This is a genomic window from Oceanobacillus iheyensis HTE831 (genome assembly GCF_000011245.1).
Taxonomy (GTDB): domain Bacteria; phylum Bacillota; class Bacilli; order Bacillales; family Amphibacillaceae; genus Oceanobacillus; species Oceanobacillus iheyensis.
In genome coordinates this window covers 2607443-2623363 of sequence record NC_004193.1, presented here as the reverse complement: position 1 = coordinate 2623363, position 15921 = coordinate 2607443, and the positions used below count along the sequence as shown (strand labels likewise).

Annotated in this window: 12 protein-coding genes; 11 read left to right on the top strand and 1 reads right to left on the bottom strand. The window is 34.8% G+C overall.

Features of this window, described 5'->3' with window-relative positions; genetic code table 11:
- Window positions 1-5: 5 nt before the first annotated feature.
- The 3 genes from OB_RS13145 to OB_RS13135 all read left to right on the top strand — a co-directional run bounded on the left by OB_RS13145 (window position 6) and on the right by OB_RS13135 (window position 3039).
- Window positions 6-1040 carry a Gfo/Idh/MocA family protein gene (locus tag OB_RS13145; protein WP_011066957.1) on the top strand — a complete coding sequence of 345 codons (1035 nt, stop codon included), beginning with the start codon at window positions 6-8 and terminating at the stop codon, window positions 1038-1040.
- 144 nt (window positions 1041-1184) lie between these two features.
- A complete protein-coding gene (locus tag OB_RS13140) occupies window positions 1185-2153 on the top strand; it encodes a sugar phosphate isomerase/epimerase family protein (RefSeq protein ID WP_011066956.1) in 969 nt (322 codons plus the stop codon).
- A gap of 199 nt (window positions 2154-2352) precedes the next feature.
- Window positions 2353-3039 carry a YesL family protein gene (locus OB_RS13135; RefSeq protein WP_011066955.1) on the top strand — a complete coding sequence of 229 codons (687 nt, stop codon included), beginning with the start codon at window positions 2353-2355 and terminating at the stop codon, window positions 3037-3039.
- Between the two features lie 153 nt (window positions 3040-3192).
- Here the strand turns inward: OB_RS13135 and OB_RS13130 are convergent, their stop codons facing one another.
- On the bottom strand, window positions 3193-4944 hold the full coding sequence (locus OB_RS13130) for a glycoside hydrolase family 13 protein (RefSeq protein ID WP_011066954.1): 1752 nt from the start codon (window positions 4942-4944) through the stop codon (window positions 3193-3195).
- 282 nt (window positions 4945-5226) lie between these two features.
- On the opposite strand from OB_RS13130, the gene OB_RS13125 reads away from it, so the two are divergent.
- The 8 genes from OB_RS13125 (at window position 5227) to OB_RS13090 (ending at window position 15915) form a co-directional block, all read left to right on the top strand.
- Window positions 5227-6504 (top strand): sugar ABC transporter substrate-binding protein, encoded by a 1278-nt coding sequence (locus OB_RS13125; RefSeq protein ID WP_011066953.1) that lies wholly within the window; start codon window positions 5227-5229, stop codon window positions 6502-6504.
- A gap of 499 nt (window positions 6505-7003) precedes the next feature.
- Window positions 7004-8326, top strand: a complete 1323-nt coding sequence (locus OB_RS13120) for a carbohydrate ABC transporter permease (RefSeq protein ID WP_011066952.1) — start codon at window positions 7004-7006, stop codon at window positions 8324-8326.
- Window positions 8326-9165: a sugar ABC transporter permease gene (locus OB_RS13115; RefSeq protein WP_011066951.1), complete on the top strand. Its 840-nt coding sequence runs from the start codon at window positions 8326-8328 to the stop codon at window positions 9163-9165. The genes OB_RS13120 and OB_RS13115 overlap by 1 nt, the downstream gene beginning before the upstream one ends.
- Before the next feature lie 53 nt (window positions 9166-9218).
- A complete protein-coding gene (locus tag OB_RS13110; RefSeq protein WP_011066950.1) occupies window positions 9219-10235 on the top strand; it encodes a LacI family DNA-binding transcriptional regulator in 1017 nt (338 codons plus the stop codon).
- A gap of 279 nt (window positions 10236-10514) precedes the next feature.
- A complete protein-coding gene (locus OB_RS13105) occupies window positions 10515-12173 on the top strand; it encodes a glycoside hydrolase family 13 protein (RefSeq protein WP_011066949.1) in 1659 nt (552 codons plus the stop codon).
- Window positions 12174-12464: 291 nt separating this feature from the next.
- On the top strand, window positions 12465-13451 hold the full coding sequence (locus OB_RS13100; protein ID WP_011066948.1) for an N-acetylglucosamine kinase: 987 nt from the start codon (window positions 12465-12467) through the stop codon (window positions 13449-13451).
- 169 nt (window positions 13452-13620) lie between these two features.
- Entirely contained in the window at window positions 13621-14949 is a 1329-nt protein-coding gene (locus tag OB_RS13095) for an ABC transporter substrate-binding protein (RefSeq protein WP_011066947.1), read from the top strand.
- A 72-nt stretch (window positions 14950-15021) separates the two neighbouring features.
- Window positions 15022-15915, top strand: coding sequence for a carbohydrate ABC transporter permease (locus OB_RS13090; RefSeq protein WP_011066946.1), 894 nt, complete (start codon window positions 15022-15024; stop codon window positions 15913-15915).
- The last annotated feature ends 6 nt before the right edge of the window (window positions 15916-15921 follow it).

Sequence of the window (15921 nt, the reverse complement as noted above, 5' to 3'; positions counted from 1 at the left end):
AAACGATGACTAGGTTAAAAATGGGGATTATTGGTGTTGGAGGCATTGCAGAGAGTAGACACATACCTGCTTATCTTTATCTTAATGAAATAGTTGAAGTTACGGCTGTATGTGATGTGAATCCAGTCCGAGCAAAAGAAGTGGCTAATAAATTTGAGATAGCACAAGTTTATGATGATTACCATGCTATGTTTTCTAATGTAGATGCCGTAACGATCTGTACACCGAATAAGTTTCATGCTGAAATTGCTATATCAGCATTAGATGCTGGACTTCACGTTCTTTGTGAAAAGCCGATGGCAATGAATGCTAAAGAGGCGAAGTTGATGTTAGAAGCTTCTAAAAGAAATGGTAAGAAACTATCGATTGCTTATCATTATCGATTTGTGGAATCTGTACAATTATCTAAGAAAACAATGGATGAGGTAGGAGATCCTCTAGTTACAAGGGTACAAGCGATGCGTCGTCGAAAAGTACCTGGTTGGGGAGTTTTTACAAATAAAGACTTGCAAGGCGGAGGAAGTTTAATTGATTGGGGTTGTCATTTGTTAGATGCAGCTTTATGGATGCTAGATAAACGAAAGCCAATTGAAGTAAATGGACAGATATACAATCAATTATCAAAAACACCAAATCAAATTAATGAATGGGGAGCATTTGATCATGATACGTTCGATGTAGATGATCATGTTACCGCATACATACGATTTGATGACCATAGTACCATGTTGTTTGAATGCTCTTGGGCAGCAAATATTAAGGATGATATTACCCAAATCAGCATTTCTGGTGTAGATGGAGGACTTCAAGTATTTCCATTTGAATTCTACACTTCAAAAAATGGGGCATTCACAACTAGTAGTGCTTATGTGCAAAATGATCAACATCAAGCAGGAATATTACAAGCAAAGAACTTCATAGAAAGTTGTTTAGGACATGCTGAACTGATCAGTACACCCAAAGAGTCTTTACAAGTAACACAATTAATTGATGCCATTTATGAATCTAGTACATCTGGGAGAAGCGTAAACATACAATAATATGAAACTTCATTCAGCGGAGTTTTCGTTTTTGCTGTTTTTAGAGACGGACATGTACGACATTATCCTTGTTGATTAATTTTGATTCTTAAAGTGGATATATTACTCCCGAGATAGAGGGAAATAATTTTGGAGGGATTTTTAATGAAACTAGGTGTTTTTACTGTTCTATTTGGAGAAAAATCATTCGATGAAATGCTAGATTATGTGCAAGAGTCGGGCTTGAAGGCAGTAGAGATTGGGACTGGTGGAAATCCTGGAACAGCACATTGTAATGTGGATGAATTATTGGACAATGAAGAAAAACGTAAACAGTTTAAAGAAAAAATTGATGCAAGAGGATTAACCATCAGTGCATTAAGCTGTCACGATAATCCAATTTCTCCAAATAAAGAACATGCTCAAAAAGCTCATGATGATTTTAGAAAAACGGTACGTCTAGCAGAATTATTAGAAGTGCCAGTAGTTAATACTTTTTCAGGGACTCCAGGTTCACATGAGGGTTCGAAATATCCAAATTGGCCAGTAACACCTTGGCCAACAGAGTACTCTGATATATTAAAGTGGCAGTGGGAAGAAAAACTTATTCCATACTGGAAAGAACAAGCAGAATTTGCTAAAAATCATGGAGTAAAAATTGGTCTAGAATTACATGCAGGATTTTTGGTTCATACACCTTACACCTTATTGAAGTTGCGAGAAGCTACGAATGATGCAATTGGTGCGAACTTAGACCCAAGTCACCTCTGGTGGCAAGGAATTGACCCAGTTGCTGCGATAAAAATATTAGGCAAAGCAGGAGCAATCCATCATTTTCATGCAAAGGACACCTACATCGATCAAGATAATGTAAATATGTATGGTTTAACGGATATGCAACCTTATGGTGATGTGCAAACGAGAGCATGGAGTTTTCGTTCTGTAGGTTATGGTCATAGTATTCAAGAGTGGTCTAATATTGTAAGTGCATTAAGAACTTATGGTTATGACTATGTAATTAGTATTGAACATGAAGATCCAATTATGTCGATTGACGAAGGGTTTCAAGCAGCTGTTAAGAATTTAAAAGCAGTAAATATCGAAGAATCTCCAGCTACAATGTGGTGGGCATAATAAGATTTGAGACGGCGACTCCTGCAGGAACAGCACGAGCTAAAGATTGACTTGAAAAGTGTTCTTCTTTTTTAATTAGTTAAAGTGCTGTGACTGCAGAAAGCGTTCGTCTGCAATTAAATTCGGTTTCTACACAACTTATCTTATTATGAATTGAATTGAATCGAATCAGAATGTTATTCATCAGGAGGTATTTTACTTGCGGGAGTCGGGATTAATGGGAAATATTTATACTATATGCGAATGGATAATGCGCTTTTCTGTAACGAATTTATTATGGGTTCTATTTAATATTCCGTTAATATTTATTGGGCTAAGCATATTATTTATGAATAGTATTCAAGATGCAATTATATTAATACCTTTTCTACTTCTATGTTTTCCATTTTGCTTGTTTCCAGCAACATCAGCTATGTTTGCCCTTGTAAGAGATTGGATAATTGATCAGGAGAAATCATCAATAATAGGTTCGTATTGGATATATTATCGAGATAACTATAAGCAAAGTATGCAAGCAGGTTGGATTTTCGGCCTTATATGGATTGTTTGGGCTGTGGATTATTATTATTTTCAAAAAGAGAATACGGTACTCATGTTTGCTTTTCTCATTATGGGGTTAATTTTATATGTGTTTACACTATTATTTTTTAGTGTAATTGTACATTATGATTTAGGTTGGAAAACATTATTAAAAAAGGCATTTATTTTAACTGTTGGAAGTCCGGCGTTATTTTTCTCGATCATGATAGTGACAGGAATAATACTGCTTGTAAGTATACAAACGTTGCCTATAATTATACCTTTCTTTACGGGAAGTCTAATTGCTTTTATTACATTTTCTGCTTTTTATCGATTGTTTTTACGTGTAAAGGAAGAGGGAAAATAAAACGTTATTACTACCTTATAAAAGGAGGCGTTTTCCAAGGGAATGGCCACAATCCGTCAATATAAAAAGCTCCCATCCCCGCTGAAGTCGCCGCCTATGGTAAAGTTAAAACTTATCTTTAAATTCCCAGCCTCTTTGAAAAAAATATACCGGTTATGAATAATTTACTTTGATTATTTTGAAACTATTTTCCTCACATTTTATTGGAGTGTTAATATTGAAATCATCTTCCTCCCATAAATCGAAGGCACTGTTCCACTTGGTTACCGGAAGTGATACTTCGAGAGCCTGATTACTTGGGTTTATAATAATATAAATTTCCATATGCTGTTGAAAAAGTTTATAAATGAAATAATTATCACTAGTTTTTACAAATGAAAATTCTCCTTGATTTGCAACAGCCTTTTCCGTTTTCCGCACATGAATTAATTTTTTAAGGAAAGATTTTAATTCTACATTTTGTTCATTCTCGTCCCAAACCATACATTCTCTGCAACCAGGATCCCCTTCTCCAGTCATTCCAATTTCATCTCCATAATAAATACAAGGAGAACCTGGCATCGTTAATAATAATATATATAGAAGTTTTGCTTTTTCGACTTGATTGTTGCAATGTGTTAAAACTCTGGGAGTATCATGACTGCCTAATAGATTAAATGCTACTTCATTCACGTTCTGTGGATAAGAAAGTAGAACATTAGAAATTTGTTGGACAAATTCTTTAACATCTATTTTTTCCTTTGCAATAAAATCAAGTGCAGCACTGGTAAGTGGATAGTTCATTACTGCGTCAAATTGATCTCCTTGTAACCAGGGCATCGAATCATGCCATATTTCTCCGAGAATATAGACATCTGGCTTTATGGATTTCACTTGTCTACGGAAATCTCTCCAAAATTGGTGATCCACTTCATTAGCTACGTCTAATCGCCACCCATCGATATCAAACTCTTCAATCCAATATGATGCTACTTTAAGTAAATATGATTTCACTTCCGGGTGCTCTGTATTTAGTTTTGGCATTGAACCTACATATGCAAAGGTGTCATAGTTTGGTGCTGGGTCTGTTCTCAAAGGAAAACTCTCGATATGAAACCATTCCTTATAAATAGACTTCTCTTGGTTTTTTAACACATCCTGAAATGGTTCAAAGAAATAGCCACTATGATTAAATACAGCATCAAGCATAATGCGAATTCCTCGTTGATGACAAGCTTTAACTAACTTTCGAAATGTCTGTTTATCCCCAAATTGAGGATCGATTTCCATATAGTCAATCGTATCGTATTTATGGTTAGAAAATGCTTTAAATATAGGCGTAAAATAAATACCGGAAATACCTAAATCTACAAGATAATCCAAGTGATTGATTATACCTTGAAAGTCACCACCAAAAAAATCTGTAGGTGTAGGGGTAGTGCTTCCCCAAGGTAAAGTTCCAGGAGGATTAATTGTTTCATTTCCGTTCGCAAATCGTTCAGGAAAAATTTGATACCATACAGTTTCCTTTACCCATTCTGGTGCTTGAAATTGATCTATTGGGTTTAAAAAAGGGAAGCAGAAGTAATAAGCAGTGTCATCATTTGGAATTTCTTTATAAAATCCTTTCTCTGTATAAATAAGAGTTTCTTTAGTATCAGATAATTGAAATCCATATCTTATTCGACGTGTTTTACAATAAATTTCAATTTGCCAATAATCGAATAGCTGATCGGAAGCTATGAGACGCATGTCTGCCTTGTTATAAATCCATCCTGAATCATCCCAATTATAAGGATCTGCATAGATAAGTGTGGCTTTTACTACATCATCTTTCTTTGTTTGTAAACGAATGTGTAACGTATTCTCTTTGTAAAGGTAAGCATAATTATTCTTTGGTCGATGAAATACTGCTTCTTTTAGCATCAGTTTTCTCCTCCTATAAAAATAAAATAACCCCGACTTCCAACGTGGTACTGCTGGAAACCGGGGTTGTTGTGTAATTACAAAGCATTGCCCTTAAATTGTACTATATCTATTAGTACATAAAATTTGTTAAAAGTCAATAAATTCAAAAATATTTTGTGAAAGCGCTTGCGTAAAAATTTGGTTTCGTATAAAATTAAATTGTAAACAATGTGCAACCGGTTGCGCAAACGTATAATACGGAGTCGTACATTGGATTAAACAATAATAGGGGGAGTACGAATGAAGAAAAACTTGAGGTTTTTATTAATTGCAATTCTAGGCTTATCTATTTTGTTGGTTGCTTGTGCACCTGAACGAGACGAAGAAGCAGGTAGTGAAGGAGATAGCAGTGGAAAAGCTGCTGAAAAACCAGATGAATTAGTAATCTGGGTAAATGATCAAGAAGAACAAATTGAAGCGATAGAGAATATTACTCAGAAGTTTGAAGAACAAGAAGGAATTCAAGTTAAATTAGAAACAAAATCAATGCTTGATCAAATGCAAGAATTATCATTAGCTGGTCCAGAAGGAAATGGTCCAGACCTATTTTTTCAGCCTCATGACCGTATTGGAAATATTGTTGCTCAAGGTTTAGCAGAGCCTGTAGACCTGACAGATGAACAATTAAATGAGTATGTAGATACTGCAGTAGAAGCAGTTACGTATACGTATGATGGAAATACAAACATTTATGGAATACCTGCAGTAATTGAGACTTATGGGATTTTTTACAATAAAGCATTACAAGAAGAAGCTCCTGAAACAATTGAAGATTTACTTACAGTTCTAGAAGAAAATTCAAATCCTTCAGAAGATCAATTTGGATTTTTAATGCGTCCAAATGACTTATATTTTAATTTTCCATTCTTTAAAAATTATGGCGCTTATATCTTTGGAGGAGATACTGGGAACTATGATATAGAAGACATTGGGTTAGCAAATGATGGTGCAATTGAGGGAGCAGAATTGTATCAATCCTTCTTTGGAGAAGGTAAGATTCCGACCTCAACTACTGGTGATGTAATCGATGGATTATTTACAGAAGGAAAAGTTGGTTCAGTAATTAGTGGTCCATGGAGCGTTCCTGGCTATAAGGAAGCGTTAGGTGAAGATTTAGGATTCGCACCATTTCCTATGATTAATGATCAACCAACAGAAACGTTTGTTGGTGTGAAATCTTGGATGGTATCTTATTACTCTGAGAATAAAGAGTGGGCAAAAGAATTAGCGGTATTTATGACGAATGAAGAAAATCAAGGTGAGTATTTTGAGATTGCAGGGGAATTACCGCCAAATGCAAAAGCTTTAAGTAATATAGAAGACCCGATTTATGCTGCATTTGCTGAGCAGATTGAACATGGGTTTCCTATGCCAAGTGCTCCAGAGATGGCACAAGTTTGGGAGCCGATGAATAATGCTTTACAATTCCTGGCTGAAGGAGAAGATCCTAAAACAGTACTGGAAGAAGCACTAGAACAGGTTCAAACAAATATTGATGCAAGTGGTGGCAGTAACTAGAGGTTGAGAAAAAGTATTTACTTATAGGTGAATAGGTATTGAAAATCCCGCTTCAGAAATATACTGCTCTTATTCTAAGGCGGCTGGTGAGCCTCCGGATGCTCCGAATTCCGGGGGCTCGCCTAGTTTTTTTTCCATAGTAGTCTCCGTATATTTCTTACGCTTATTCTAGCTTTCATTGGACTTTTGACTAAAACTTTTTGTTATGTTCCAACCTCATAGATGCAAGCATAAAAAATGAAATATTGAGTGAATTCAGTGGAATAAAATACATTATTTAATGTTACTTGAATTAATTCATAACTGCTAAGTTTTATTTAAAAAACGAACATTTCAGTGTTCTTTATATATTAGTATTAGTTTTAGCAATTCTTTGGCTTTGATTGTAATGAAAGATGGCGACTCCAGCAAGCATAACAAGAGATGGATTTCACATCAAAATCTTATTATGAAATTGATTCATTCACATAGAAATTTAGTCTATAAGGAGGGAAATTGAATGTTTGATCCATCAGAACCTCAGAATCACGAGAAAAAGGAAAAAAAATATAATAAACATAATCCTACCGTAGCGATGATATTATCTATTCTCTTTGCTGGTCTAGGTCAATTATATAATCGTCGATTTTTAAAAGGTATCTCTTTTATGGTGATAGAAATTGCCTTTATCATTACATCGTTGGAAACAATTAACTTTGGGTTATGGGGATTACGAACATTAGGAACTATACCAGGAACGGATCACTCTATTCGTTTGTTAGTATTAGGGGTTTTATCATTAATTGTAACAATTATCGTAATAACCTTGTATGTATTTAATGTTATAGATGCAAGAAAACAAGCTAAAAAAGTTAGATCAGGATGGAAGCCACTCAAGTTCCGTCAATCTATCAAAGAAATCTATGATTATTCTTTTCCATATTTAATGACTTTCCCCGGATTAATATTAATGATTTTTGTCGTTATTTTTCCTTTGTTATTTTCGATTTTATTAGCTTTTACAAATTATGATTTATATAATTCACCTCCACGTAATTTAGTAGATTGGGTAGGGTTAGATAATTTTAAAAATTTATTTACTGTACCAATTTGGCAGGATACATTCTTAAGTGTTTTTTCATGGACAATTGTTTGGACAGTAGTTGCAACTACATTACAGATTGCTCTAGGATTCTTCTTAGCTGTATTAGTAAATGATCCTCGTGTCAAATTTAAAAAATTAATTAGAACAATATTGATTTTACCATGGGCGGTTCCGGCTTTTGTAACAATATTAGTATTTGCAGCTATGTTCAATGATGATTTTGGAGCAATTAACAGAGACATAATTATTCCGTTATTTGGTGGAGAAGGCATTGCTTGGTTAAGTGATCCATTCTACAGTAGGATTGCGATTATAATGATCCAAACATGGCTAGGATTTCCGTTTATCTTTGCCTTAATTACAGGAATTCTGCAAAGTGTATCAAAAGATTGGTATGAGGCTGCTGACATTGACGGAGCTTCTCGTTTCCAAAAATTTAAAAACATCACATTTCCGCATGTAATGTTTGCTGTTGCACCGCTATTAATTATGCAATATGCGCAGAACTTTAATAACTTTAACATTATTTATCTATTTAATGAAGGAGGTCCTCCAGTAAGAGGACAAAATGCAGGTGGGACCGATATACTTATTTCTTGGGTATATAAACTAACATTTGATACAAATAATTACTCGATGGCAGCTGTGATATCTATCATCATGGGGTTAATTGTATCTGCCTTTGCTTTTTACCAGTTTAGGAAGACAAGATCGTTTAAAGAAGAGGGTGAAATATAATGAACTCAAGTCGAAAATCAAAATTAGAGGTAACCGGTATTTACTTGATTATCGCTATTGTAGCAGCAATTATCTTTTATCCCTTAGTTTGGACAATTGGAATGTCATTTAACCAAAGTACGAGTCTATACTCATCTAGTATTATTCCAGAAAATTTCTCTTTAGATCATTATAAATGGCTATTTAGCCCCGAGAGTGATTATTTATTATGGTATAAAAATTCTCTTATTGTGTCTATTGCTAACGCAATCGGTAGTGTTGTTTTAACAGCATTGGTTGCATATGCTTTTTCAAGATATCAATTTGTAGGTAGGAAAAATGGTTTGTATGTATTTCTGTTATTGCAAATGTTTCCTGTAATGATGGCAATGGTGGCATTATATATCTTTTTAAATATGATTGGTTTATTAGATTCTTTATTTGGACTAATTCTTATCTATTTAGGAGGACAAATACCATTCAATGCTTGGTTAGTGAAAGGGTATTTTGATACAATTCCAAGAGAATTAGATGAGGCAGCAAGAATTGATGGAGCAGGTCACCTGAAAGTATTTTGGAGTATCATGCTACCTTTAGCAAAACCAATCTTGGCAGTAGTAGCTTTATTTAATTTCATGGCACCGCTATTTGACTTTTTACTCCCATCTATCGTACTTTCGAGTGAAGAAAATTACACATTAGCAGTTGGTCTATATAACTTCATTAATGACCAATTCTCGAATAACTTTACACGTTTTGCGGCTGGTTCTGTCTTGGTAGCAGTTCCAATAGCAGTAATTTATTTATTTTTGCAACGTTATCTCATATCAGGGTTAGCAGCAGGTGGAACAAAAGGGTAGAATAGAGTAATATACGAAGTATATGTTGTAAATAACAGCTAGAAGGTGAAAGAATGGTTACGATAAAAGATATTGCCAAAGCGACAGGTGTATCCCCATCAACAGTTTCAAGAGTAATTGCTGATAATTCACGTATTAGTGAAGAAACAAAGGCAAAGGTAAGAAAAGCGATGGAGGATTTAGGTTATTTTCCTAATATGACTGCACGTAATTTAGCAGTTAAATCAACAAAAACAATTGGGGTGATATTACCTTCTTCTGCAGATAAATCATTACAAAACCCATTTTTCTCAGAAATATTACGAGGAATTGGATCTGTTACACATAAACTTCAATATTCTATGATGCTTTCCTCTGGTCAAACAGAAGAAGAGATTTATGCTGAAGTACAAAGAATTGTATTAGGGAGTTATGTAGACGGAATTATATTGTTATATTCTCGTTTGAATGATCGGGTAACTCAATTCCTAGTGGAAAAAGGCTTCCCATTTGTAATTGTAGGTAAACCTCAAGAGCTTAATGATAGAATCACATATGTAGATAATGATAACATTCAGGCTGGAGAAGATATCACTTCCCATTTAATTGAGACTGGTCACAATCGAATCGCTTTTATTGGTGGCGCAAAAGATTTAGTCGTTACTATAGATCGTATGCAAGGTTATACTAATGCACTTAAAAAAGCGGATATACCAATATTAGAAGAGTATCTAATTCATACAGAGTTTTTAAAATCTGGTGGAAAAGAAGCAGTGGAAAAAATTCTTCGTTTACCTGAGAGACCTGATGCAGTCGTAGTAAGTGATGATTTAATTAGTATTGGTGTAATTGGAATGTTAGAAGAGTCGGGATTAAGTGTACCAGAGGATATTTCCTTAGTAAGTTTTAATAACGCTTATCTTTCAGAAATAATTCATCCTGCTTTAACAACGATAGATATTCAAATCTATAAACTTGGCGTAGAATCAGCAAAGGCTATTATCGAAAAAAAAATTGGGATAGATGATCCGAAACGAATCATTATTCCGCATTATATTATCTATCGAGATTCTGTAAAAAGAAATTCATAAAAGAATAGTTGAAAGAAGGGGGGTGTATGCACTCTCCATTTTTTTCGCAGTACTGGGGAGTAATATCCCATTTTAAGACAATGCGTATTAAGGAAAGAAGAAAAGTTAGAACACTAGTAACTGCAAGTTATGAACATTCAGGGCAAGAACGAAAACTCCCGTTGATAAAGTTTTACTATAATTGATGGATTGATTTGACTTCGTGATAACATGTACGTAACACCATTCCTTCAACTTCGAATTAATTTTACTATTTCATATCCAAGGAGGATCAATTATATGAATAAAATATGGTGGAAAGAAGCAGTTACCTATCAAATATATCCAAGGAGCTTTATGGATTCAAACGGTGACGGTATTGGTGATATACAAGGAATTATTTCAAAGTTAGATTATATTAAGGGCCTTGGTATTGATGTTATTTGGGTTAGTCCTATTTATGAATCACCTAATGATGATAATGGATATGATATCAGTGATTATCAAGACATTATGGATGAGTTTGGCACCATGGAGGATTTTGATGAACTATTAGAACAAGTTCATCATCGTGGCATGCGTCTGATAATGGATTTAGTGATTAACCATACATCTGATGAGCATCCTTGGTTTATAGAATCTCGATCATCTAAAGATAATCCATATCGTGATTATTATATTTGGCGTTCAAGTGAAAACAATCTGGAACCGAATAATTGGGCTTCTATATTTGGAGGTTCTGCTTGGAAATATGATAAAAAGACAGATGAATATTTTATGCATATTTTCTCCAAAAAACAGCCTGACCTTAATTGGGAAAACCCAAAGGTGAGAGAAGAGTTATACGATATGGTAAATTGGTGGTTAGACAAAGGAATCGATGGCTTCCGAGTAGACGCTATTTCTCATATTAAAAAGACAGCTGACTTTCCAAATCTTCCTAATCCAGAAAATAAAAAGTATGTTCCTTCCTTTGAAGGCCATATGAATCGTGATGGAATACAGATATTCTTGCAAGAATTTAAAGAAAAGACATTAGATAACTATGATATTATGACTGTTGGGGAAGCAAATGGGGTATCTATTTCACAGGCGGATGAATGGGTTGGCGAGGATAATGGTGTATTCAATATGATATTTCAATTTGAACATTTGGACTTATGGGGAAAAAATACGGATAATGGATTAGACTTGAAAGCTTTAAAAGAAACGTTAACCAAATGGCAAAAAGGTCTAGAATCTGTCGGTTGGAATGCATTATTTTTAGAAAATCATGATCAACCAAGATCAATTTCTAGTTGGGGTGACCCAAAGACATATCATATAGAATCTGCGAAAGCATTGGCTACTCTTTATTTTCTTATGCAAGGTACACCGTTTATTTACCAGGGACAAGAAATTGGTATGACAAATGTCCACTATCCTTCCATCGAAGATTATGATGATATAGATGCTAAAAATCTTTATGAAGAAATGATGCAAGAGGGAGCGTCTTCCAAAGAAGTACTTGAGATTATATGGAAGACGGGGAGAGATAATTCTCGTACTCCAATGCAGTGGAATAATTCCAAAAATGCTGGGTTTACCAGTGGGAATCCCTGGTTAAAAGTGAATGATAATTATACTAGTATAAATGTTGAACAGCAATTGAATGATTTAGATTCAATATATCATTATTATCGTAAATTGATTGAACTACGAAAACAACATGAAACGCTAATTTATGGTGGTTATGATTTAATTTTAGAGAATCATTCGCAAATTTACGCTTATACGAGAACATTGGATGAGAAACAATTCGTTGTTTTTATTAACTTATTTCCTGAAAAATGTAGTTTTGAACTACCATCTTCTTTAGCTAAGATGGAAAGGTCATTACTATTAAGTAATTATGAAGCAGCAGTTAATGGAGAATTACAGCCATATGAAGCAAGAGTCTATCAAATAACTAAAAAATGAACAAATCAAAATTGTCGAGTATAACTTTTTCGGCAATTTTTTTATTTGAGTCAAATTCATATTTGGCTGGTTCCTCCAAAAACGAAGTATTTTAGCTTAATGCTAATTTATGAAAAAATATTTGGGTTGTAGTAAAACATAGAGTTGATTGTAGTAGAAAACGGCGGGTTCTTCTTAGAATAACAGTGCTTGACAGTGCTCTTCTTATTAAGTTAACTGTAGCATCCTATGTTACTGACATAATTTGAACAGGGATAAGCATAAGATTAACCAAGCAAAGGAGGAGTTCGAATGAGCTATTGTTTGGGAATTGATGGAGGTGGTTCAACAACCACGATGGCAATATCTGATAATAGAGGGAATATTGTTGCTCACGTTCAAGGTGGACCTTCTAACTTACAAGCTACTTCACCTGATGAAATTAAGGATCGATTTGAACAGTTAATCCAAAAATTAGAAATGCAGGGTGGAGGAAAGGTAAGCCAAATCATCTCCGTTTTTGCAGGAATTGCTGGAACAGGATATGAGAAAAATAGGTATTGGATGGAAAATTTGTTACTTGAATTATTACCACACGTTGAAAAAAAATTAGTGTTGCCTGATATGATAAATGCATTATATTCAGGTACTTTAGGTGAATCAGGAATTGTGCAAATAGCAGGAACAGGTTCGGTAACTTATGGAATTAATCCGACTGGAAAAGAAGTACGTGTAGGTGGATGGGGATATTTATTTGGAGATGAAGGTAGTGGTGCTGCATTAGGAATGAAAGCACTACAAGTGTCACTACGTTATTTTGATGGTAGAGGAGAACCTACTATTCTTTTGGAGTTGCTCCAAGAACATTATAAAACAGATGATCCACAAGAAATTATTTCGACTATCTATCAAACTAATCAGGTAAAACAAGAAGTAGCAAAGATTGCGCCATTGGTATTCCAAGCAGCCATAAGGGAAGATCAACTAGCAAAACAATTAATATATGAAGCTGCAAATGAACTTGCGCTGTCGATTGAAACTGTCGTTAATCAATTATACTCAGGTGAAGATAATCCCATTCCTGTAATCTTAAGTGGAGGGTTATTTCAAGCAGAATTACTCCAAACTTACTTAAAAGAAATGCTGGCTGCTAATTCTTCCATTGAATTGATAAAGCCAAGTCTTCCTCCTGTAGGTGGAGCAATTATCGGTGCCCAAATATTAGTTGATAATGAATTGACAGAAGAATTTCGACAACACATACAGCAGTCCTTTGATCAATTAAAGGAGAAAAGCTAGCAAATTAGAAATAATTTGCTAGCTTTTTTTAGTATAAATATTAGATAAGCTAAGTATACTTTATTAGATTTACATAAAAACCTGAGTAGCTATTTTTGTAAATTATTGGAAATTACATGGGTTGGTCCATGTGTTTCATAGATTATTTATTAAAAGGGGGAAGTTTCAGATGAAGAAAAGCTGGTATTTACTAATTTTAATACTAGTAATTTCGCTTTTACTGGCAGCTTGTAACTCAGATGAAGAAAGTGAAGAAGATGGAGATAATGGAAATACAGGGGAAGCTCAAACTGGTGAGATTGCTGGAGAGTTAGAAATACAATATTTTGTTGGTGGATATGGGGACGCTTGGTGGAAAGAAGTAATAGGAGATTTCCAAGAAGAATATCCCGATGTGAAAATAGTTGAGCATGCCGGTCCAAATATTAATGAAGAGATGCGATCACGTTGGGTTTCTAATGATCCACCAGATGTTGTTTATATTGATGGAGCAGGATCGAATGAAACGCAAATGGTGGAAGATGGTCAATTAATGAATCTTACAGAATGGTTAGATGGAATTGAACTGGAAGGTGGAGATAAGTTACAGGAGAGTTTTATTGTAAATCCGTCTGATTATGATGGAGAAATTTATACATTACCTCTTGTGTTCGACACGTGGGGAACTTGGTATGATCGTGCATTATTTGAAGAAAAAGGGTATGCAGTTCCTACAGATTTTGAATCATTTATGGAGTCGATGAGAGAGATTAAAGATGGTGAAGGTATAGAGCCTTTTGTAACGAGCGGTCAGCATCCGTATTATTTTATTCGTGGGATGTTATTCCCTGCATTTGCTGCTGCTGGTGGAGAAGAATATCTATCTGACTTAATAAAAGGTGAAGCAGGAGCCTGGAGTAGTGAAGAAACGTTAGAAATTATGAAGAACGTGGAACAGATGGTTGATGAAGGGATGATTGATGCTGGTTTGGGAGCGTTAAATCATACACAATCACAAATGAATTTCTTATTACATGATAATGCATTTATACCAGTAGGATTCTGGCTACCAAATGAGATGGCTAATGATATACCGGAAGGATTTGATTTTGGATTTATCCCATCACCAATGCAAGAGGCAGGAGAGCCATATGCGATTGTTCCAGATTTACGACCTTTAGCAATAGCTGAGAATGCAGAGAATCCGGAAGCAGCAAAAGCATTCGTCGAGTTTGTATTTACAAGAGAGTATGCGGTATCCTTCTCGGAACATACTGGAGCGATCATGAATTTGACAGAGGTAGATTTAACGCAAAGTGATAAAGTTCCTGTCTATCTGACAGAAGCAAATGAAATGATTAATGATCCTTCTATTGTACAAATTTACAATAAGCCACACCCTATGAGTGCAGATTTAGAGACGCCGATAGGTAATGCGTTAATGTCATTAATGCTTGGAAATGCTACGGCTGAACAATTTGTAGAGGAAGCAGAGAAAGCGGCTGAAGCTTACCGATAGCATATGTGTGAATGAGGCTCGGACATTATTGTCCAGCCTCATTCAGTATATTTTTAAGAAGAGAGTGGTTTGATGGTTCAGTCCAAAAAGCAAAAATATACATTTCTAGCTGTTTGTCTTCTCCCAACATTCATCATGTTTTGCATTTTTACACTCTATCCATTGTTTAGTGGATTGTATTATTCATTTTTTGAATGGTCGGGTTCTTCTCAAGTCAAGACTTTTATTGGACTAGATAATTATATCCAATTATTTAATGATGTGATTGTCCCGGATACAATCGTTCATGATTATTTTTTAGTTGTTACAAAAGTGATTGGAATTATGATAATGGCAATGTTCTTTGCAGTTGCACTTACACAATTAAAAATTAAAGAAGCACCTTTTTATCGTATCGTGTTCTTTTTTCCGAATATTATGTCAGTAGTTGTAATAGGTATACTGTGGATGTTTATCTATAATCCAACCATGGGGTTAGTCAATTCTGGATTAGAAATGCTAGGGTTAGGTGATTGGGCGAAACCATGGTTAGGAAGTGAAACATGGGCATTGCCAAGCTTAGTTTTACCATCTATTTGGGCTGGTATTGGCTTATTTATGTTGATGTTAATGGGTGGTATATCCAATATATCAAAAAGCTACTATGAAGCAGCTGATATGGATGGAGCAAGTGAATGGACAAAATTTTGGAAAGTAACCCTTCCATTAGTGTGGCCACAAGTGAAGATATCCATTTTGTATATTGTGATTACGACGCTAAATGGTTCATTTGTTATTGTTCAGGTAATGACAGGTGGGGGACCAAATAACTCTACCCATGTAATGGGATCCTATTTATATCAGCAAGCATTTGTACAATTTAATTTTGGTTACGGAGCTACAATTGGCGTAATGATTTTAGTATTATCGTTGATTACTGTATTGCTTTTACAGTTTGTCTTACGAAGAGATAAAGTAGAATACTAGCTTAGC